A 22,214-nucleotide genomic window follows, 5' to 3' on the forward strand; every position below is an offset into this window, starting at 1 on the left:
GTATTGCCCCCAACTCAGTGTGCTTTGTGTCATACTCCGTGTGCTTCGTGGTTAAAAAAGAGTAAGTCACTTCTTTGCCCTGATTTTACTTAAAAATTCGGGGGTAAAACCCAGGTAAGAAGCCAGCATATACTGTGGCACACGTTGTACAAATTCAGGAAATAAACGATTGAAATTGCGGTATCTTTCTTCCGCTGTTTGGCTATAGAGGAATTTTATCCTGCGTTGCGAAGCCTGATGGTTTTTTTGGAGGATTAATCTAAAATACCGTTCCAGTTTGGGTAATTTATGGAACATTTCATCATAGTGGTGGTTTTCAATGGCGATTACTTCGGTTGGTTCTGCTGCCTGTATATAAAACTCAGATTGTTCCTGAAAAAGAAAGCTGGTTAGATCAGTAATCCACCAGTTTTCTATCGCAAACTGAGTAGTCTGTTCAGTACCTTTCAGATCTATAAAATATAGCCTTAGGCAGCCTTTTACTACAAAATAATTTGCCCTGCAGGTTTGCCCTTGCTCTAGTAAAAAACCTTTCTTTTTAACAGAAATAAATTGAAGAAAAGACGCCAGAATTTCCTGCTCATCTTTACTCAGGTTTATAAATTTATTAATATGCTGATGAAGCGCGCTACCCATGGTTGATTATTAACTGTACGAAAATAACGATAACCATCAGGATTCGGCTTCATTAGATTGAGGATAATTTAAATCAGAAGCAGAATACTGTAAATCTTTCACCGCTTACATATCTGCGGCTTTTAAAATGTCGCTTGCATAATTGCCCCAGTCTTTTAATGCGCCTTTTAAAATATCGCTCAGCTGTTTTTTACTAACAGGTTTTCCTTTAGTGGGTGCCTTAAGCTTGTCGTCAGCTATTTCTACATCCTTTACTCCGGTGGCGAACCAGGTGATATGTTCACGCGGCAATGCCACACCTAATATCATGCCCGGCAAACCGCTAAAGGTTTCCGGTCCTCCTGATACCGGAATGCTTTCTGCATAAAAAGCGACCACATAGATTGAATCCATTATCAGGGCGTTTGCCCTACGACAATCGTAACCAGCAATGGTTCTGAATTCGTCTGTTATTTTCCAGTTAATCTTGCGGATAGAATCTTTAACGAGGTAGGTCTCTTCGTAAACTGATTTTTGATTGATGCCCGTACCTGATTTTAAATTTGTTAATATAATATTGTTCTGTTTAGCAGAAGCGAAATTGTTAGCCCAACTGTTGTTAGTGCTTTCATCAGCCATTGGATTAAACAGCGTCAGGTCGTTTTTAAAAATAAGCTCACTTTTTAAAGTTTTAAACTGCGGGTTATTTTTTTGGTACTGTTCCAGGGCCTGGGCACTCCAAAAATTATCCGGGTAACGTTTTGCCTGATCCTTTAGCAATGCATATATGTTTATTTTCTTTTCAAACTCAATAATACCCTGGTGTACAAATCTGGCATTTTGCGCCATTGCATAATTTATCGTGCAGATTAGCGTGAGTATAGCGTGTTTTAGTTTCATTTATAATGCTTTAAAAGGTCTGTTTATATGGTTCGTTTAGCTAATGCAATTATTTTTGAGGTGTTCCTCCACCCATTTTATTAAAATCCCAAACTAAAGAGAACATAAAATATCGGCTGATATTATTGTAATTAGTTTGTGTAATCATGTTCGAATAGGCATACCGTCTAAATCCACGGTTTTGGTTGAATAAGTCGTTTCCACGGATGGTGAATTTCAAATCTTCCTTTTTGAAGAAGGATTTTGTAATCGAAGCATTAATGATGATTTGCTCAAAACTAGTGTTAAATGCCGGCGATTTTGGGGTATAGGTATATTCGCCATCGGCCTGGAGTTTGATTTTCTTTGGTAAAGTAAAGCTCATGCCTCCCCAACCCTGTAAGCCCCATCCTTTATTAGACCGTTCTTTTTGTAACGAAGCAACCTGTGCATAATAGCTTGGGCCAAAACTTAAATAAATTTCACTTTTATCTTTGTATCGGTTAATATTTAATGAAGGACTAAAATTGGTGTTCACTATCTGGTTTAATTCTACCTCATCGCTGAACTGACTTTTTACATAACTGTAACTGGTACTACCACCTGCGTTTAAACTTAAGCCTATCTCGGAATCAAATAAAAATTTCAGCTTTCTGTTGATGCTACTGTAGATATTGTAATTGATGGGTGTTTTTCCGGAAAGATTAACAGACTGGGCAATTGTTTTTCCAGTGCTATCAGTTTGCGTATTGCTAACAATGGCTTTATTTACAAACCCGAAACCGCCGCTTATGTATATTGATTGTTGGCTTAACACTTTATAAGAATTATAACTTGCATTAAAGCGGCTATTAAATGATGGTGCCAGGTTAGGGTTGCCTAAAGGTTGATACAGTGGGTTATCATTTACTTTTACAGGCTGCAACTGGTCTACCGTTGGTTGGTTGGTGTTTCCGTTATAGCCGATGCGGAAAGATTTCTGTGCAGAGAATTTATACTGATAACTGGCCTGTGGCAACCAGTTAACAAAACTCCTTTTATAACGCTGGCCGGAAAGCTGCTCCAGCTGATCGAAATTTACAGCACTTAACTTACTTCCTAAACTAATGGTTGTTTTTGTGGTTTTATAATTAAAAACTGCTCCACCCTGATTGATATATTGTGTGGCTTTAAAATCGTTACTAAACTCTTTATCCAATACATTATAATTTCCTGGTGTCGATTGATTAAAGGATTTGCGATCAGAACGGCTGTCATTAAGGCCAAATCCATAATTCAAAACTAAAGCTAACGACTTGCTCAGTGGTTCGTTATAGGTTAAATTGGTACTAAGAACAGCATTACGGGTGGTTTTCGTTTTAAACTGATCGGTTACTTCACCGCCCTTTTCTACACCAGCCTTGTCAAAATACTTTACATCCGAATATAAAAAACCTTCACTGTTGATCTGGTTAACCTTTTGACTGATATTAACCGAATAATTACGGCCCGGTTTTTTAAGCTTCTTGGTATAAAGTGCAGAGATGTTAAAATTTTGCTCTTTACCATCATTGCTGTTCTTCTGGTCATTACTATTTAACTTAGAGTTGTCGCCTCTTAAACCCTCACTTTTTGAATTAGAGGTATTGTCGCTGTTTTTAAGCATCCCATCAACGGATACCTTTAAATTACTGGTAGTATCCAACTTCACGGTATAAGTGGCATCCAGTTTTTGCCTAAATACATTCCGGTCAGAAGTTTCGTTGGTATTGGTATTGATGATCCCATCTGGTAAATTATTTTGGCTTATGGTATTTTTAGTGGTTTTAATCCCTAAAGCACCCAGTTTATAATTGGTATTAATCGTTTCCTTATCATTGTTCCATTTATTATCATAATGTGCACCCCCGGTTATTGCCCTTGGTATACCCTCGCCATAATAATTACCACTTTCCAGTTCATCTCCGCCACCATAGCTAAACCAGATACTTCCATCATCACCCATTTGCATATTATCGTTTCCTGCACCCAGTTTGTTGTTGTCCTGCCAGCTTAGTCCCGTTGTACCATTATTGCCAGCTGTGCCATAAACAGAAAACTTCTGTTTTGCTTTAAAGCGATTGAACAATACCTGGCCCTTATAAAAATCATGCGTACCGTAACCCGCATCAACTTTTCCGAAATAACCGCTTTTTTTATCTTCTTTTAGTTTAATATTGATTGTCTGTGTTTTCTGCCCGTCATCAACCCCAGTAAATGCCGCCTGGTCGCTTGATTTTTCGTAGAGTTGTACCTTATCTACCATATCCGCCCGTAAGTTTTTAGTGACCAGTGTTGGATCATCACCAAAAAACTCTTCGCCATCAACCAGTACTTTCGGTACCGTTTTACCCTGTGCCGTTATCTTTCCATCTTTATCTACCTGTATACCGGGCAGTTTTTTTAGTAAATCTTCTACCTTATCATTCGGCTGGATATTATAGCTTGAAGCATTAAATTCTGTAGTATCGCCCTTAATTTTAATGGCCGCTTTTTCTCCCTTTATAATTACATCAGCAAGTATTTTGGCCATTCCCGTAAGGTTAATGTTACCAAAATCTTTTACATGGGTGATAGAATCGAGTGTGAAATGGTCTACAAAATCGGCATACTTCGGATAGGACACCAGTAAAATAAATTTTCCGTTTTTAATTCCGGTGAGTTCGAATGTGCCATTCTCTGCTGCCCGGGTAAATTTTACCAAAGTAGAATCTTTTGCATTTAAAATGGCTATTGATGCTCCTGACAAAAGCGCTGTAGATGCGGTGTCAATTGTTCGGCCTTTAATGCTGTGAAGACCCTGCGCTTTGGAATAAGTGGTGATAAAAACAAAAAAGCATAGCGAGAGCAGTAGACGTTTCATAGACAGGATTTGGTTTTGTTTCCCGAATATAAACTAATGCATTAGTTATTTGTGATAGTTTAACTTTTTTTAACAAAAAAAATATGCTTCATGGCAATGTTTAAAGAGCTATCTTTTTTTAAAACCTGGATAAAATTACTTGTATGGTCCTCGTTTAAAACGAGGATCGTTGAGTGCTGCATTTTTAATGCGGATAAGAAATCTGGTTTGTGAGGATTTCAAATCCTGATCAATAGAAAAAGTTTGCGCTGGAAGCGCGTTTCTCATTCACCCTCGTTATAACCGAGGACGATTTTACCATTTCAAATCCCTGTCAGCATATAATTACAGATCGAATTTTATACTTGTATGGCCCTCGTTACAAACAAGGACGATTTTTATAATTTAAATCCCGACAACATTTAATTACAGACTGAATTTCATACTTGTATGGTCCTCGTTTAAAACGAGGATCGTTGAGTGCTGCATTTTTAATGCGGATAAGAAATCTGGTTTGTTAGGATTTCAAATCCTGATCAATAGAAAAAGTTTGCGCTGGAAGCGCGTTTCTCATTCATCCTCGCTACAAACGAGGACGATTTTACCATTTCAAATTCCGGTCAGCATTTAATTAAAGATCAAATTTAATGCCCTGCGCCAATGGCAAGGTATTCGAATAATTGATGGTGTTGGTTTGCCGGCGCATATAAGCCCTCCAGGCATCCGATCCGCTTTCACGGCCACCCCCGGTTTCTTTCTCCCCACCAAAAGCCCCGCCTATTTCAGCGCCCGAAGTACCGATATTTACGTTGGCTATACCACAGTCGGATCCCTTAGCTGATAAAAACTGTTCTGCCTCTCTCAAATTTAATGTCATAATGGCTGATGATAACCCTTGCGGGACAGCGTTTTGCAGGGTAATGGCCTCGTCTAACGTTTTGTATTTAATCAGGTATAAAATGGGTGCAAAGGTTTCCTGTTGAACAATTTTATAATCATTCTGAACCTCGGCAATGCATGGCTTCACGTAGCATCCGCTCGCATATTCATCGCCCGCTAAAACGCCACCTTCTACCACAAAATTGCCGCCTTCAGCCTTACATTTAGCTATCGAATCTAAGTAGGCCGCAACCGCATCGGTATCAATCAGCGGACCCACATGGTTGTGTTGATCTAATGGATTGCCAATTCGTAACTGTGCGTAAGCTTTAACCAGCTTTGCGGTAAAAGCATCATATACACTTTCGTGGATAATTAACCTTCTGGTTGAAGTACACCGCTGGCCTGCAGTACCAACCGCGCCAAATACCGCACCGATTAAACTCATATCCAAATCGGCATGTTCTGAAATAATAATGGCATTATTGCCGCCGAGTTCCAACAGGCTTTTCCCTAGTCTTGCACCCACAGCAGCTCCTACCGCCTTGCCCATGCGTGTTGATCCGGTAGCAGAAATTAAAGGAATTCTACCATCGTTGGTCATGAGTTCGCCAATTTCCCGATCGCCTAAAACCAGGCTGCATACGCCTTCAGCTATATCATTATCGTTAAATACTTTTGCTATAATATGTTGGCAGGCTATGGCGGTTAAAGGTGTTTTTTCTGATGGTTTCCAGATGCATACATTGCCGCAAACCAAAGCCAGGGCTGCGTTCCAGCTCCAAACCGCTACCGGGAAATTAAAGGCCGAGATAATGCCAACAATCCCCAGTGGATGCCATTGTTCGTACATCCGGTGGTTGGGGCGTTCGCTATGCATGGTTAAACCATACAGCTGCCTGGATAAACCTACGGCGAAATCACATATATCGATCATTTCCTGCACTTCGCCTAAGCCTTCCTGTAAACTCTTTCCCATTTCGTAAGAAACTAATGTGCCCAGGGCATCTTTATTTTCACGAAGTGCATCGCCAAACTGGCGTACCATTTCTCCCCTTTTAGGGGCTGGAACCGAACGCCAGGCCGTAAATGCCTCCTGTGCTTTGGTTACAACAGTATCATAATCGGCTGCGCTGGCAACTTTAGCCAAAGCAATCAGTTTGCCATCCACAGGAGAATAACTCTCCAATGTTTTCGCGTTTGCAGCCCCGCCCCAGTTACTTCCTGTGCTGTAGGCTGCATTTTCTGCTTTTATGCCTAATCTGTTTAAAATAGATTGAATATCTGTAGCCATATTTCTAACGGTTTATACAAAAAAACAAAAAATAAGGGAATGCAGGCTACATTTTGCCCTTAACTTTATCACAATTCTTAATATCTTACCCTAATTTTACTCATCATCAGTATTAAATGAAAAACATTAAACTATTATTGGTTGCGCTTTTATGCTTCGGACTCAGCCTTAATGCGCAGCCTAAAAAGGCTACCAACACCCTGCTTTGGGAAGTATCAGGAAATGGATTAAAGAAACCTTCTTACTTATTTGGAACACATCATTTTACAAACAAAGAGTTTGCAGATACGATGCAGGTTTTACAGGAGAAATTAAAATCGGTTAATGGTGTGGTGGGCGAAATTGTAATGGATGGAACCTTACAGGGCCGGATGGCCCCATTTTTAGTAATGAAAAACAATACACTTGACAGTGTATTTACCCCAGCCGAATACAAAGAGGTAGACGATTATATTAAAGCCAGAAATCCCGCTGTAAACTTAAAGCAATTAAACCGATTTAAGCCAGCAATGGTTGGTGTGCTGATTATGCTTCTTGACAACCCTGAAATGAGAAGTCTAACGAATGGCATAGACGAAAGCTTTCAAAAATATGCAAAAGCCAACGCTAAATCTATACACGGCTTAGAAACGGCCGAATATCAGGGCGCATTGTTATTTGATGACGATCTGCAAAAACAGAAAAAAGCCCTGCTTAAATCAGTCAGGGAATCGGATAAGAATAAGATTAAATTGCAGGAACTAACGGGTTATTACCTGGCGCAGGATATCGATAAATTAACCCAGTTCTTTAAAGCACAGGATGAAGAAACTAAAGAGTTTATGACCGAGATGCTTAAAAACCGGAATCAACGCTGGCTGGACCAGCTCCCTGCCCTAATGGAAAAGGAATCTTTGTTTATTGCCGTTGGCGCCGGTCACTTAGTGGGTGACGAGGGCTTGATAAAGGGACTGCAGGCTAAAGGTTATACCTTAAAACCGATAGCAACCAAATAAAAGTAAATGGTAATTACCACAATTCTTAATATCTTGCCTTCAAGATACTGACTTATTAAAATCATAAAAATGAATAAAAAAAATATTGCCTGTGGCATACTATTGGCAGCGGTTTTTGCAAGTAATCCGCTTTTGGCGCAGGAAAAAGCCATAGAAAAATCAAACCTGGGCGTTTATCGGGTAACCCCAACCAAAATCAATGATCTGGTGCATACCAAACTCGATGTTTCATTTGATTACGCCAAGCGCTACCTGTATGGTAAAGCCTGGATAACTTTAAAGCCTCATTTTTACACCACCGATTCACTCACACTAGATGCGCAGGGGATGGACATTAAAACCGTTGCGCTGGTTGGAGCCAAAGCAAATACCCCCCTTAAGTACACGTATAACGATAATAAGTTGTATATCAATTTAAATAAAAAGTATACCAATAACGAAAAATATACAATATACATCGCCTATACAGCGAAACCTGACGAATTAAAAGTAAAGGGAAGTGCGGCCATAACCGATGCCAAAGGTTTATATTTTATCAACCCTGATGGTACCGATAAAAACAAGCCTACCCAGATCTGGACGCAGGGCGAAACAGAATCATCGTCGGCCTGGTTTCCAACAATTGACAAACCCGATCAGAAAACAACCCAGGAAATTTCGATGACGGTAAAATCGAAATACACTACCCTGTCGAACGGGAAACTGGTAAGCCAAAAAAATAATGCCGACGGTACAAGAACCGATACCTGGAAAATGGATTTACCACACTCTCCATACTTATTTATGATGGCGATAGGCGATTTTAAAATCACCAAAGACAATTATAAAGGCAAAGAAGTTAGTTATTACCTGGAGCCGAAGTACGCACCATACGCGAAACAGATTTTTGGTAAGACGCCTGATATGATCCAGTTTTATAGCAATTTATTGGGTGTAGATTATCCATGGAATAAATATGCGCAGGTGGTAGCCAGAGATTATGTTTCAGGGGCGATGGAAAATACTACAGCCACTTTACATGGCGAACAGGTACAAAAAACAGACCGCGAGCTGTTGGATGGAAACGAAGAAGGTACCATTGCACATGAGCTTTTTCACCAATGGTTTGGAGATTATGTCACCGCTGAATCGTGGTCTAATTTAACCATGAATGAATCTTTCGCCACTTTTGGCGAGATCATCTGGCATGGGCGTGATGCCGGCAAGGATGCGGAAGATAAGTCGCGTTACGAAAAATTACAGTCTTATCTCGGTTCAACTAAAAGAGGCGAAAGTCCGGTTTTGGCCCGCTTTTATTACAATGATAAGGAAGACATGTTCGATAATATCAGTTATGCCAAAGGCTCGGTCATTCTGTATGCCCTAAAAAACCAAATGGGCGATGAAGCTTTCTACAAATCGCTTAACCGCTACCTCACCACCAATGCCTTTAAAAATGGCGAAACGCACCAGTTGCGTTTGGCAATGGAAGATGTTACCGGAAAAGACTGGAGTCCTTATTTCAATCAATGGTATTACAATGGTGGTCACCCGATTTTAAGTATCGATTATGGTTATGAAAATGGAAAAGCAACCATTAAAGTTAAACAAACACAGGATACCAGCGTACAAACCTTTACGTTGCCGGTTAAACTTGATATTTATGCAGGAGGTAAAAAAATCAGGAAAGAAATTCTGATCAATAGCCGTGAGCAGGATTTTAGTTTTGAGGTAAGTGCCAAACCAGATTTAATCGATTTTGATGTAGATAAAATTTTAGTTGGCGAAACCAATGACAATAAAACGGCCGAAAACTATTATTTTCAATACAAAAATGCGCCAAGTTATGCCAACAGGATTGAGGCTATACAGTTTATTATGCAGAGCAAAGCCAACAGCGGTCAAATGGTGCTGTTAGAAGGTTTGAAAGATAAATCGGCAGATTTACGCGCATTGAGTATTGCCGGCATTAATTTAGAAGATGCCCAGATTAAAGCAGCAGCGTTACCTGTTTTACTTCAGATTGCCAAAACAGATAAAAATACAGATGCCAGAGCAGCTGCAATTGTGAAGTTAGCTGAAACCGGAGACCAGGCCTATAAAGCTTTAATGTCAGAAAGCTTAAAAGACAGATCTTACAGGGTAATTGCTGCGGGCGTTGATGGTTTGGCTAAACTGGCACCGCAGGAAACGACGTCGGCTATAGCAGCGTTAGATGAAGAGACGAGGACGCATATCGCACCGTCAATCGCTACCCTATACGTCAGCGATCCAAAAGATGACTATCAGGCATTTTATGATAATATTATGCTTACAGGTGATAGGGATAAGATATTTGGTGTAATTGGTCAGTATTTTCAGTATTTAAGAGCAAATACAAATCCTGCAGTTACCGAGCAAGGTATAATGAATATTGGTAATGCTATTGAAAGATTAAAATTGCAGCCTTATTTAAACAAACAACTTGCTGGTGCTTATAATGCTACTGCCCAAGGCAAAACTAAACAGGCAAATGCTGCAAGCGGAGAAGAAAAAGCCAAATTGAATAAGCAGGCGGAGTTATTTAAAAAAGGAGCTGCCGATTTAGGAAAAGAGTAATTCTTATTCCTCCAACAGGTCGTCCTTTCGACCGGAGTGCAACGAAGTCGAGAAATCTGTGTTTGATAGATCTCTCCATTCCACTGCGTTTCAGTCGAGATGACGACTTTTTTTATTGATATCCAGTAACTCCTAGGATTATCCAAGATCTATTTACAGCCTATTTTTCCCCCGTATCAATAATGTAAAGGGTTTGCCAGTCCTGGTTTCTTCATCGCTTTGAGCAAATCCCCTTATAATAAAGCAGACAAAAACAGGGCAAACACGGTTAATCCTTTCATCCCTCTTCATTAGTATATGCCATAAATTTATAGTATTTTTGTGGAAGAAGGGAAAAGGAACCGCGATGTTGCAACAAATCTATCGATTATCCACACATCTTAACTATAGTTAACAGGCTTTATATTCAGCTGTTTAGCGCCTTTGCGGCTATTGATGTTAATAATTATTTTAAAAACGGATAATTAAAATTGCTAAAATTATAATGTGTTTTTCTGCTTATTGGCACGGTTCTTTAATAGTATAATATATGGAAGAAGAATTCTTTTTTGAATCCAACGAAGATGCACAACGTTCAGTAGAACGTTACGAAGAAATGCTGCGGAACCAGGATCAGTATTTTTTCGATGCAGGGGCATTCGAATACATTGTAGATTTTTACATTGAGAAAAATGATCCGGTCAAAGCTTTGCAGGTAGTTGATTTTGCAATCAGTCAACACCCTTATGCCACGATTTTTTTAATTAAACAGGCTCACCTCTACATCTTAACGAACAATAGCGAAAAGGCTTTTATTGCGTTGCAAAAAGCTGAGCTTTTAGAACCATCAGAACCAGATATTTATCTGCTCCGCGGTAATATTTTCCAGAATACCGAACGTTTTGACGAGGCTTTGGAAAATTATGAAAAAGCTTTGGGACTGGCCGAAAGTACGGATGAGATATTATTGCAGATGGCTTATGTTTACCAGAGTATGGGCGATTATGAAAGTGCCATTACCTATATCAAGCTTAGCTTAGAGCAGAATATGGAAAACCAGGATGGTTTGTATGAGCTTGCTTTCTGTTATGATGTATTAGACAAACAAGAAGAAAGTATCAAATTTTATCAGCAATATATTGATACTGATCCATATTCTTATGCGGCTTGGTACAATCTGGGCAATAGTTTCCATAAGTTAAATCTTTTCGAAAAAGCGATTGATGCTTATGACTATGCCATCTTGATTAAAGAAGATTTCAGTTCAGCCTATTTTAACAAAGGAAATGCGCTGGTGCAGCTTGATAAATATGATGAGGCGATAGAAGTTTATAAACAGACTTTTGAGTACGAACAGCCCAATGCCGATACTTATTGTGCCATTGGCGAATGTTACGAGAAACTGGAGAAAATGGATGAGGCCCGTTCTTACTATAAAAAATCGGTAAAAATGGATCCTAAAATGGCTGATGCCTGGTTTGGGATCGGGGTTACACTTAATTTTGAGGAACGTTATTTCGAATCATTACACTTTTATAAAAAAGCGATAGACCTGGAAGCGGAGAATGCAGATTTCTGGTTCGCCATGGCCGATGCTTATTATAAGCTGGGCCAGATTGATGAGTCGATCGAAGCATATGAAAAAGTACTGGAGTTTAATCCTTTGGATGTTGAAGCCTGGCTGGATTTTAGTACTGTGCTCTATGAACAGGGAAAATTGCGTGAAGCAGCGGAAACAATGGCGGAGGCAATTAAAAATAACCCTGAAGCTGCAGAACTGTATTATAGGATGGTAGCCTATCTTTTCGCCATAGGAAACTATGCTGATGCATTGGGTTACTTGGAAACCGCTTTAACAACCGACCCAGATAAACATTATATTTTGTTTGAATACCTACCGCAATTACAGGATAATAGTGCCATTTTGAGTGTTATAAACAGATATATAAGGTAACGACCTTGTGAGAAAAATTTAACAAATAAATCTGAAAATTTTTTTCACTTTTGTACGCATATGAATTATCCTTTATTAAACGTTCCCGAACGTCCGACTAAACCGCGCCAAAAGGGCTTAACAATGGTTATGGATAAGGGATTGAGCCTACGCCAGGTTGAAGATTTTATTGAAGTTGCCGGCATACATACAGATATTGTAAAATTAGGTTGGGCAACATCGCATGTTACGCCAAACCTTAAAGAAAAACTGGCTTTATATAAAAGCGCAGGCATTCCTACCTATTTTGGTGGAACATTATTTGAAGCTTTTATTATCCGTAACCAGTTTTCAGATTACCAGCGTGTTTTAGATCAATACGGAATGGAATATGCAGAAGTATCTGATGGGTCTATCGAAATTGAGCACGACAAAAAATGTGGATTCATTAGCGAACTGGCTAAACAGGTTACCGTTATTTCTGAAGTAGGCAGTAAAGATGCCGCTAAAATATTTGCCCCTTACAAGTGGATCAAATTAATGCAGGCCGAAATTGAGGCAGGCTCATGGAAAGTAATTGCAGAGGCCCGCGAAGGTGGTAACGTTGGTATTTACCGTGGAAGCGGTGAAGTACGCGAAGGATTGGTTGATGAAATTTTAACGCAGATTCCGGAAGAAACCATTATCTGGGAAGCTCCTCAAAAAGAACAACAGGTTTGGTTCATTAAGTTGATTGGCAGTAATGTAAACCTGGGTAATATTGCCCCGGCAGAAGTAATTCCGCTAGAAACCATTCGTTTAGGATTACGTGGTGATACTTTCGATTATTTCCTGAATAAGGTAAAATAAAGACAAAATTCGTCATTGCGAGGCGCATAGTTAAATAAACCTTACAGGTTTCAAAGGCCTGTAGGGTTTGCTTGTTATATCAATATGAAAACATACGGTTTAATCGGTTACCCACTTTCTCACTCGTTCTCTAAAAAATATTTCACGGAAAAATTTCAAAATGAAGGCATTACCGATCATCAATATGAGCTTTTCCCGATCGCAGATATAAAATCGTTGCCTGACCTGTTGAGTGAAAATCCATCACTTTTTGGCCTTAATGTAACCATTCCGCATAAGGTTAATGTGCTGTGTTATTTAAATGAAGTAGATGAAGCCGCAGAAAAAATTGGTGCTGTAAATTGTATTTCAATCAGAAGCTTTGAAGGTGAAAGCTATTTAAAAGGTTATAATACCGATGCTTATGGCTTTGAAGAATCGCTAAAGCCATTGTTAGGGCCGCAACATAACAAAGCGCTTGTTTTTGGCGATGGTGGCGCAGCAAAAGCGGTAAAGTATGTTTTGGAAAAGTTGAATATCGAATACCAGACAGTGGTGCGTAAGGCAACTGCAGGAACCCTAATATATTCTGAGATTACACCAGAAATTTTGGATTCGCATAAATTATTAATCAATACCACGCCGTTGGGCATGTCGCCAAATGTAGATACCTTTCCGGATATTGATTACAGTTTAATCGGGCCTGAACACCTGGCTTACGACCTGGTTTATAACCCACTCGAAACTGCATTTCTGGTTAAGGCCGCTGCTGGCGGTGCAAGAACAAAAAACGGACTTGAAATGTTGCATCAGCAAGCTGAAAAAGCCTGGGCCATCTGGAATAAATAATTTAGCTTATCTTTATCCTGTTAACCAGTAAGCAGATTTTTTGAGGAATGAAAATAAACCAGTTGATTTTTTTACTCTTTGCACTGCTTTTATGCGTAACAGCTTGTCAAAACCACGATTACAGCCCTAAACCAAAAGCCTATTTCAGGATTGTATTCCCTAAAAAGGATTATACCGCATTTACCAAAGCAGTTCCCTTTACGTTTAAATACCCGACTTATGCTACGGTAGAGCAAGATCAAAGCCGCGATGCTCAAAAAAACTGGTACAATTTGCACTTTAAACAATTTAACGGCTTTCTGCATTTAACTTATTATGATGTTTCAGGGAAAAGTGAGTATGATGAAATGGTGGAAGATGCCAGGAAGCTTGCCTTTAAACACACCATAAAAGCAAGTGCGATAGATCAAAAAATGATTAATTACCCTGACCATAACGTTTATGGCATTTACTATGCCATTGAAGGGAATACGGCATCTTCCGTTCAGTTTTTTTTAACAGATAGTGCTAAACATTATTTTAGAGGAGCTTTATACTTTAATGAACGCCCACAATACGATTCTATTGAACCCGTTGTTAAATTTATTAAAAAAGATATCGATACCTTGATTTCTACTTTCAGGTGGAAAAATTAGTTTATTATTTCTGTTCCTTTGAACAGACTTTTTCTAAATACTTATGATTACAGTAAAAACCTTCACTTTTAACGCTTACAGCGAAAATACCTATGTGCTTTATGATGAAACAAAGGAATGTGCCATTATTGATCCAGGTATGTACGAAGGTTTTGAGCAAAATGAATTGGCCACTTTCATTAAACAGGAAGAATTGAATCCTGTTTTGTTGCTTAATACACATTGCCATCTTGATCATGTTTTCGGCAATAAATTTGTGGCTGAAACCTATGGTTTAAAACCACAGTTTCATGAAGGTGAATTGCCGATTTTAAATGCCGTTCCAGGTTATGCACCATCAATGGGCTTTACCCGTTATGAAGTATCTCCTTTGCCAGATACCTTTTTGCCTGAAACAGGGACGATTTCTTTTGGTAATAGCAAACTGGAACTGATTTTTGCTCCGGGACATTCGCCGGCACACCTTTGTTTTTACAGTGCGGCTGATCGTATGTTAATAGGCGGCGATGTGCTTTTTTATGGCAGTATCGGGCGTACTGATCTGCCAGGCGGCAACCATCAGCAATTAATTCAAAACATTTCCGATAAACTTTTTGTCTTACCTGATGAAACCAAAGTTTATCCTGGCCACGGACCAGCAACGAGCATTGGTTTTGAAAAACAACATAACCCGTTTTTTTAAGGTGAAATGTATAATGGATGGGGGATGATGTAATAACCCGCTCGTATATTCCATCTTACATCGTTGCATCTTACATTTTAACTATATTTACTGCTGTGAATACATCGTTTTACATTGCCAAAAGGTATCTTTTTGCCAAAAAGTCAACCAATGCCATTAATCTGATTTCGGGCATATCAATGGTAGGCGTAATGGTTGGCAGCGCAGCTTTGATTATTATCTTGTCGGTTTTTAATGGGTTAGAAACCGTAGTGCTGAATATGTTTGATACCATTACACCGCAAATTGCGATTACACCAGCTAAGGGGAAGACTTTTGATCCGAATACAGGTTATTTTAATCAGCTTAGAAAAAATAAAGATGTGGCGGCTTTTACCGAAGTGCTGCAGGAAAATGCATTGTTGAAATACAACAATAAGCAGGCTGTGGGAATGGTAAAAGGGGTAAGTTTAGATTACTTAAAGAACACAAAACTAGACAGTACCATTAAGGAAGGCCGTTTTATATTGCATAACAAAAGCGGTGATAATGCGGTAATCGGTTCTGCATTACAAAGTTATTTGGCTGTTAATACAGTTGATCCTTTTACCGAGCTGGAAATTTATTCGCCAAAAAAGGATATCGCTGTAAATACGATCAATCCAGCTGATGATTTTGTGGTCAAAAATATCCGGGTTAGCGGTGTTTTCGAAGTGCAACAAGATTTCGACAATGGGATTATTGTTCCACTCGATTTTGCACGTGAGCTGCTTGGGGAAGATAAAAATGTATCTGCTATCGAAATTAATCTGCAACCAGGTGTTGATGTAGATGATTTTAAAAATGAAATAATCGAAAAGGCCGGTAAAGATTATGAAGTCAGAAATCAGGCCGAACAAAATAAGTCACTCTACCATATTTTAAATACCGAGAAATGGGCCGTGTATATTATCCTTACTTTTATCCTGATTATTGCTATATTTAATATCATAGGGTCGTTAACCATGTTAGTAATCGATAAGGTAAAGGATGTGGCCATTCTAAGCAGTTTAGGCGCAGGAAAGAAATTAATCAAACGTATATTTTTATTTGAGGGCATGATGATTACCATGTCTGGCTGTGTATTGGGACTAATTATAGGAATTATATTTTATTATTTTCAACATACCTATGGGTTGATTAAAATGGGCGATGAAGTAAATAAAACATTGGTAAGTTCTTATCCGATTGCATTAAAATGGAAAGATTTTGTATTAGTTTTTATTACGGTATGTATCTTCTCATTTTTGGCATCCGCTTTGTCATCCAATTTAAGCGTTAAAAAGATAGATCAAATTAATCAAACGATATAAAATGAAGTTATTTAAGCAAGCAATTGTACTTGTTGTGCTCCTTGGCGTAGCCGCTACAGCTTGTAACAGGAATGATAAAGCCGAGGGAGAAAAGAACAATCTTAAAATTGTAAAGGGTTTGTATACATTTGGCCCTGAAATGAAATCAATTACGCTATGTGAGGATACCCGCGAATTTTGGGTTACAGACAGCGTGAAAAAATTAGAGTTATCGTATAGTAATTTAGGCTTCGAAAAGCCTTATGAGCCGGTATATGTAGAACTCGAAGGTTATTTTACCAAAACCGACACCGCTACCGTTGCGGCCGATTTCGATTCTACCCTGGTGGTTACTAAAGTGATCAAAATAAGCAAAGAAATTCCAGACGGACCTTGCGCACAATAATTTTCTATCCATAGAGTTAAGCGCAGCTCTCTACGGATTAATAAACAGAGTTGGGTTTTCAAACTCAATATTTCAGTTAAACAGAATTTAACTTATCGATTAAGTTCTGGTAAGCCGGGTTTCGTTAATTACCTTACCCTGTCCGTAGAGTTAAGCGCAGCGTCTCTACTGGCTGATGAATAGGATTGAGTTTTCAAACTCAATATTTCAGTTAAACAAAGTTCAATTTTTCGATTAAGTCCGGGTAAGCCGGGTTTGGTTAATTACATAGTCTTATTATATTTTTTGAAGCGCGATTGCAATACTGGTTGTTATTACAGTCATGCTTTAGGTTATTAGTACGGTCTCATGTTTCTTACCCTGTCTGTAGAGTTAAGCGCAGCGTCTCTACGGGCTGATGAATAGGATTGAGTTTTCAAACTCAATATTTCAGTTAAACAGAATTTAACTTATCGATTAAGTCCGGGGAAGCCGGGTTTGGTTAATTACCTTACCCTGTCCGTAGAGTTAAGCGCAGCGTCTCTACGGATAAGTGAAAAATTGAGCATTATTATAATATTATTAAAAAACAAAAAAGGCCCGCAATTTTCATCGCGAGCCTTTTGTATACTATTGATTTTAATTTTACCAGAAAGTAGAGTAAAGCGCTACTAAAATTCCGAATACAATCAGTGATCCAACGGCAAACGAAGGATGAACTTTGAACATGCTTGAATCTACTTCTAAACCATTAGATTTATCGCCTTTGCTGTTCTCGAACATACTGATGGCAAACATCACGATTATACAAACTACAAATACAATTCCCATTCTATCCAAGAAAGGTATTTCATAAACTCCATCTGCATTGGCTACCGAAAATCCAAAATTGTGAAGGAAAGATAAATCCATCATTCCTGGTAAGAATTTTAGTAATACCGATAAACCAAAACCACCTATAGTGGCAAATAAAGCTGCATTAGAAGTAGTTTTTTTCCAGAAGAAGCCTAAGATAAACATCGCGAAAATACCAGGACTTACAAAACCTGTATATTCCTGAATAAATTCGAAACCACCTTTTTTATCAATACCTAAGAAAGGAGAAATGGCAATTGCGATAGCCATTGCAACAATAACAACTACGCGTCCGGTACCTACCAGTTTCTTTTCAGAGGCTGCCGTATTAATGTGTTTCTTAAAAATATCCAGGGTAAAAATAGTAGAGATACTATTGATTTTACCCGCCAGTGAAGCAACAATTGCTGCGGTTAACGCCGCGAAAGATAAACCTTTAAGGCCTGTAGGCAGAATATTCAATAAAGTAGGGTAAGCCCTATCCGGACGAAGTTCTCCACCCGGCATCATCGAATTTACATCAATACCAGTTTTTTCTGTATATAACATATACACTGCAATACCCGGTAATACCACAATTAATGGCATTAAAAGCTTTAAAAATGCGGCAAATAAGATACCTGCCCTAGCCGTTTTCAGATCAGCACCTAAAGCACGTTGAGTGATGTACTGGTTACAGCCCCAATAGTTTAAGTTTACAATCCACATACCGCCAAGCAATACCGTCATACCTGGTAATGAGGCATAATTGGCACTATCTTTTTTGAAGATCATATGAAAATGATCAGGCGCTTTTTCCCTTAAAAACGATAAACCATCTAACACGCCATGGCCACCAAAATGGTCGCTCACCAAGTTGAGTGCCAGATAAGTAGTTGCTAAACCGCCGAAAATTAAAAACGCCACCTGAATTACATCCGTGTAACCAATTACTTTCATGCCACCCAACGCTATGATTACAGAAAAAATGGCGAGGCCGATCATACAATACCAAAAGCCAATACCCGAAATACTGCTTACAGCGAGTGCACCAAGGTACAAGATAGAGGTTAAGTTTACCACAACATACAATAACAACCAAAACACAGCCATAATCATGGCTACAGTGCCATTATAACGCTGACTCAAGAATTGTGGCATGGTGTAGATCTTATTTTTAAGATATACGGGAATAAAAAATGTGGCTACAATTACTAACGTTGCAGCTGCCATCCATTCGTAAGTAGAAATGGCTAATCCCATTTTAAATCCATCGCCGCTCATGGCTACGAATTGCTCGGCACTAATATTCGAGGCAATTAAAGAGGTACCAATGGCCCACCAGGTGAGTGAACCTTCTGCAAGGAAATAATCCTTGCTGCTCATCTGCTTCTGCTTTTTACGATGGTAAATCCAAAAGCCATAAACTGCCACAATGGCAAAGTAGGCTAAAAAAATAATGTAATCTGTGACTTTCATTTAAGTTATTTGGTTTAGAAATCTAAATGTAGCAAAATCATAAATTAATATTCGCTTTTTTTGAATTAAAAAATGTTAAAATGACGTTTATTAATTTTGGACTTCCCCAAATTAAAGATTATTCGGCTAAGATGGGTTATTTGATTATCATTCGCAATAGAATGCGCCCTTCAGTAGAAGAGAAATTTAAGTTTGCTTGGTTTAGGTACTACCGCAGTCTGTGTATACACAGACCGCGGATAATATATTTATTGGGATAATTAAATATACCGGTTAATAAGGTTCTCAAGATATTCCTGCTTTCCGCTGCGTACCTCTGGTTCGCCGTTTTCTGCAGCGTAATTCCTTAAGTCTTCTAAACTTAATTTTCCTTGTTCAAATTCGGCTCCCTTTCCGCTATCAAATGAGGCATAGCGGTCGGCCCTTACCTTTTTGTATTCAGATTTCTGAAGAATGGCATCTGCAGTAACCAATGCCCTTGCAAAGATATCCATTCCACCTACATGTGCATAAAACAAGTCTTTTTGATCAGTAGAGTTACGGCGGATTTTCGCATCGAAGTTTACACCGCCACCTTGCAAACCACCACCTTCTAAAATGATTAACATGGCTTCGGTTAGTTCATTAATATCATTTGGGAACTGATCGGTGTCCCATCCATTTTGATAATCGCCGCGGTTTGCATCGATAGAGCCTAACAAGCCATTATCTACCGCAACTTGTAGCTCGTGCTGGAAAGTATGGCCGGCAAGTGTAGCATGGTTTACCTCCAGGTTTAATTTAAAGTCTGCCAACAGATCGTATTCCTGTAAAAAGCCTTTTACTGTTGCTGCGTCGTAATCGTATTGGTGTTTAGAAGGCTCACATGGTTTCGGTTCAATAAAAAATGTTCCTTTAAAACCTTGTTTGCGTGCATAATCTTTAGCCGTATGTAAGAATTTTGCCAGATGCTCCTGCTCACGTTTCATATTGGTGTTTAATAAGCTCATATAGCCTTCTCTTCCACCCCAGAAAACATAATTTTCACCACCAAGGGCAATGGTGGCGTCTAAAGCAGCTTTAACCTGGGCAGCACCATGTGCCAGTACATGAAAATCAGGATTGGTAGATGCACCGTTCATATAACGCTTGTGGCTAAATAAATTCGCTGTTCCCCATAGTAGTTTTACGCCGCTATCTGCTTGTTTTTGTTTTGCATATTCAACAAGGGCCTGTAATCTGCGCTCGTTTTCGGCAACGTCATCGCTATAATCTACCACATCCACATCATGGAAACAATAATAAGGAATCTGCATTTTCGTGATAAATTCAAAGGCTGCATCCATTTTATCTTTAGCCCTTTCTACTGCATCTTTTTTTTCATCCCAAGGGAAAACGTGTGTTGCACCTCCAAACGGATCTGCTCCATTACCATTAAATGAATGCCAGTAAGCACAAGCAAATTTAAAATGCTCACTCATGGTTTTGCCAGCGACTACTTTGTTGGCGTCATACCATCTAAATGCTAATGGATTATCACTTTCCAGGCCTTCAAATTTGATCTGCTCAATGCCTTTGAAAAATTCCGTTGCTCCGGTTACTACTTTTGTCATGTTTTTTTTGTTTTTTGATTGATGGTTTACTGGTCAATAGTTCGTGATAAAAACTCACGATAAAGCGATCAACCGTTAACCAGTTGCTAATTGTTTTTCTAATATTTCTTTCCAATCCTGATAGATCGGCTCATACTCAGCTGAATGTTGAGGCATTAACGTTTTGATGACTTTGTGATTGCTAAAAGCCTCTTCTGCGCTTTTGAAAATGCTGGCACCTATACCCGCACCCAAGGCTGCGCCCACACTGCCGTCGTTTTCATAAAGTTCAACCGGAATGCCCGTAACATCTACAAACGTTTGTGCAAATACCTCACTTAAAAACAGATTGGCCTTTCCGGCACGGATAACTTTAGGCTGCATGCCATTTTCCCGCATAATATCCAATCCATAACGGAAAGCAAAAGCAATCCCCTCTTGTATAGCCCGGAAGATGTCTGATTGATTGTGGAGGTTTAAGTCGATGCCCAATAACTCTGCACCTGTATATTGATTATTTAACATCCGTTCTGCACCGTTGCCGAAAGGAAGTACTTTTAAACCATTGCTGCCTATTGGTGCTTTCGAGGCCTGTATATTGAGTTCAGCATAGCTAGACAGTGGCGCGAAATTATGTTTTGCCCAACGGTACATGCTTCCTGTACCATTAATACATAGCAAAACTCCAGTGTGCTTTTTTTCTCCTGAATAGGTTACATGCGCAAAGGTATTCACTCTTGATTGCTTGTCATAAGTAAGTTCATCGCTTACACCATAAATTACCCCCGATGTTCCGGCTGTAGCGGCAACCTCTCCGGGTTTTAACACGTTTAAGGAAAGTGCATTGTTGGGTTGGTCGCCAGATTTATAAGCTACCGGGATGCCGGCAGTTAAATTTAATGCATGTGCAATATCCGTTTTTAAATAACCATGTTCCGAGAATAAAGGTTTTACGGTTGGGATCAGTTTGCTGGAGATGCCGTAATAATCCAATACATCTTTAGAGATTTGGTGGTTTTCAAAATCCCAGAAAATACCTTCGGATAGGGCCGAAATACTTGTAGTGATTTCTCCGGTTAATTTCATGGCGATAAAATCGCCGGGAAGCATGATTTTATCGATGCGGTTATAGATATCGGGTTCGTTTGCTTTTACCCAGGCCAGTTTCGATGCCGTAAAATTTCCAGGTGAGTTTAATAGCTGTTTTAAGGATTTTTCGTGACCGATAGCGTCAAAAGCGCTATTTCCCAGTTCAACAGCCCTGCTGTCACACCAGATAATGCTATCGCGGAGTACCTGCTGATTTTGATCTACCACAACAAGTCCGTGCATTTGATAGGCAATGCCAATGGCCTTGATCTCCTTCGGATCAAAAAGACCGGTTGAATTTAATTTGAGGATGGCCTGCTGAACATTTTTCCACCACTCATCAGGCGACTGCTCTGCCCAGCCTGATTGTAAAGATTTGATGGCTGTTTCTTGTTCCGGATATTGAGCGGTGGCTATATTTTTTTGTGTAGCTGCATCAACAACTGCAACTTTAATGGATGAGGTACCTAAATCAATTCCTAATAAATACATGCTTTCATCTTAATTTAATATTTGGTTATGCAAACGGTTGCATAAAGAT

16 protein-coding genes are annotated in these 22,214 nt (G+C 39.2%); 9 read left to right on the forward strand and 7 right to left on the reverse strand.

Annotated features, from left to right (window positions below; translation table 11 throughout):
• Positions 1 to 66: 66 nt before the first annotated feature.
• The 4 genes from DV942_RS14330 to amaB form a co-directional block, all read right to left on the reverse strand.
• Positions 67 to 636 carry a Crp/Fnr family transcriptional regulator gene (locus tag DV942_RS14330; protein ID WP_145858544.1) on the reverse strand — a complete coding sequence of 190 codons (570 nt, stop codon included), beginning with the start codon at positions 634 to 636 and terminating at the stop codon, positions 67 to 69.
• Positions 637 to 741: 105 nt separating this feature from the next.
• On the reverse strand, positions 742 to 1,515 hold the full coding sequence (locus DV942_RS14335) for a GLPGLI family protein (RefSeq protein ID WP_145858547.1): 774 nt from the start codon (positions 1,513 to 1,515) through the stop codon (positions 742 to 744).
• Between the two features lie 49 nt (positions 1,516 to 1,564).
• A complete protein-coding gene (locus DV942_RS14340; protein ID WP_145858549.1) occupies positions 1,565 to 4,375 on the reverse strand; it encodes a TonB-dependent receptor in 2,811 nt (936 codons plus the stop codon).
• A 610-nt stretch (positions 4,376 to 4,985) separates the two neighbouring features.
• Positions 4,986 to 6,527, reverse strand: a complete 1,542-nt coding sequence (amaB, locus tag DV942_RS14345; protein ID WP_145858551.1) for an L-piperidine-6-carboxylate dehydrogenase — start codon at positions 6,525 to 6,527, stop codon at positions 4,986 to 4,988.
• A 116-nt stretch (positions 6,528 to 6,643) separates the two neighbouring features.
• On the opposite strand from amaB, the gene DV942_RS14350 reads away from it, so the two are divergent.
• The 9 genes from DV942_RS14350 (at position 6,644) to DV942_RS14390 (ending at position 16,721) form a co-directional block, all read left to right on the forward strand.
• Complete coding sequence (locus DV942_RS14350; RefSeq protein ID WP_145858554.1) at positions 6,644 to 7,522, forward strand: TraB/GumN family protein; 879 nt, start codon at positions 6,644 to 6,646, stop codon at positions 7,520 to 7,522.
• A 69-nt stretch (positions 7,523 to 7,591) separates the two neighbouring features.
• Positions 7,592 to 10,099: a M1 family aminopeptidase gene (locus tag DV942_RS14355; RefSeq protein WP_145858557.1), complete on the forward strand. Its 2,508-nt coding sequence runs from the start codon at positions 7,592 to 7,594 to the stop codon at positions 10,097 to 10,099.
• 529 nt (positions 10,100 to 10,628) lie between these two features.
• Positions 10,629 to 12,032, forward strand: a complete 1,404-nt coding sequence (locus tag DV942_RS14360; protein ID WP_090980999.1) for a tetratricopeptide repeat protein — start codon at positions 10,629 to 10,631, stop codon at positions 12,030 to 12,032.
• 60 nt (positions 12,033 to 12,092) lie between these two features.
• A complete protein-coding gene (locus DV942_RS14365; RefSeq protein WP_090980997.1) occupies positions 12,093 to 12,860 on the forward strand; it encodes a phosphosulfolactate synthase in 768 nt (255 codons plus the stop codon).
• 84 nt (positions 12,861 to 12,944) lie between these two features.
• Positions 12,945 to 13,688 carry a shikimate dehydrogenase family protein gene (locus DV942_RS14370; RefSeq protein WP_145858559.1) on the forward strand — a complete coding sequence of 248 codons (744 nt, stop codon included), beginning with the start codon at positions 12,945 to 12,947 and terminating at the stop codon, positions 13,686 to 13,688.
• Positions 13,689 to 13,735: 47 nt separating this feature from the next.
• Positions 13,736 to 14,323 carry a gliding motility lipoprotein GldD gene (gene gldD, locus DV942_RS14375; RefSeq protein WP_145858561.1) on the forward strand — a complete coding sequence of 196 codons (588 nt, stop codon included), beginning with the start codon at positions 13,736 to 13,738 and terminating at the stop codon, positions 14,321 to 14,323.
• 43 nt (positions 14,324 to 14,366) lie between these two features.
• A complete protein-coding gene (locus DV942_RS14380) occupies positions 14,367 to 15,005 on the forward strand; it encodes an MBL fold metallo-hydrolase (protein ID WP_145858564.1) in 639 nt (212 codons plus the stop codon).
• Positions 15,006 to 15,100: 95 nt separating this feature from the next.
• Entirely contained in the window at positions 15,101 to 16,336 is a 1,236-nt protein-coding gene (locus tag DV942_RS14385) for an ABC transporter permease (RefSeq protein WP_186462313.1), read from the forward strand.
• A gap of 1 nt (position 16,337) precedes the next feature.
• The gene (locus tag DV942_RS14390) at positions 16,338 to 16,721 is read left to right on the forward strand and encodes a hypothetical protein (protein ID WP_090980986.1); all 384 of its coding nucleotides are present in this window, start codon (positions 16,338 to 16,340) and stop codon (positions 16,719 to 16,721) included.
• 624 nt (positions 16,722 to 17,345) lie between these two features.
• Here DV942_RS14390 and DV942_RS14395 read toward each other — a convergent pair.
• The 3 genes from DV942_RS14395 to DV942_RS14405 form a co-directional block, all read right to left on the reverse strand.
• Positions 17,346 to 19,013 carry a sodium/sugar symporter gene (locus DV942_RS14395; RefSeq protein WP_090980983.1) on the reverse strand — a complete coding sequence of 556 codons (1,668 nt, stop codon included), beginning with the start codon at positions 19,011 to 19,013 and terminating at the stop codon, positions 17,346 to 17,348.
• Between the two features lie 260 nt (positions 19,014 to 19,273).
• Positions 19,274 to 20,605, reverse strand: a complete 1,332-nt coding sequence (xylA, locus tag DV942_RS14400; RefSeq protein ID WP_145858568.1) for a xylose isomerase — start codon at positions 20,603 to 20,605, stop codon at positions 19,274 to 19,276.
• Positions 20,606 to 20,680: 75 nt separating this feature from the next.
• Positions 20,681 to 22,165 (reverse strand): xylulokinase, encoded by a 1,485-nt coding sequence (locus DV942_RS14405; RefSeq protein WP_145858571.1) that lies wholly within the window; start codon positions 22,163 to 22,165, stop codon positions 20,681 to 20,683.
• Positions 22,166 to 22,214 lie beyond the last annotated feature (49 nt).

This window comes from Pedobacter suwonensis, from assembly GCF_007833675.1.
In the GTDB taxonomy this organism is placed as follows: domain Bacteria; phylum Bacteroidota; class Bacteroidia; order Sphingobacteriales; family Sphingobacteriaceae; genus Pedobacter; species Pedobacter suwonensis.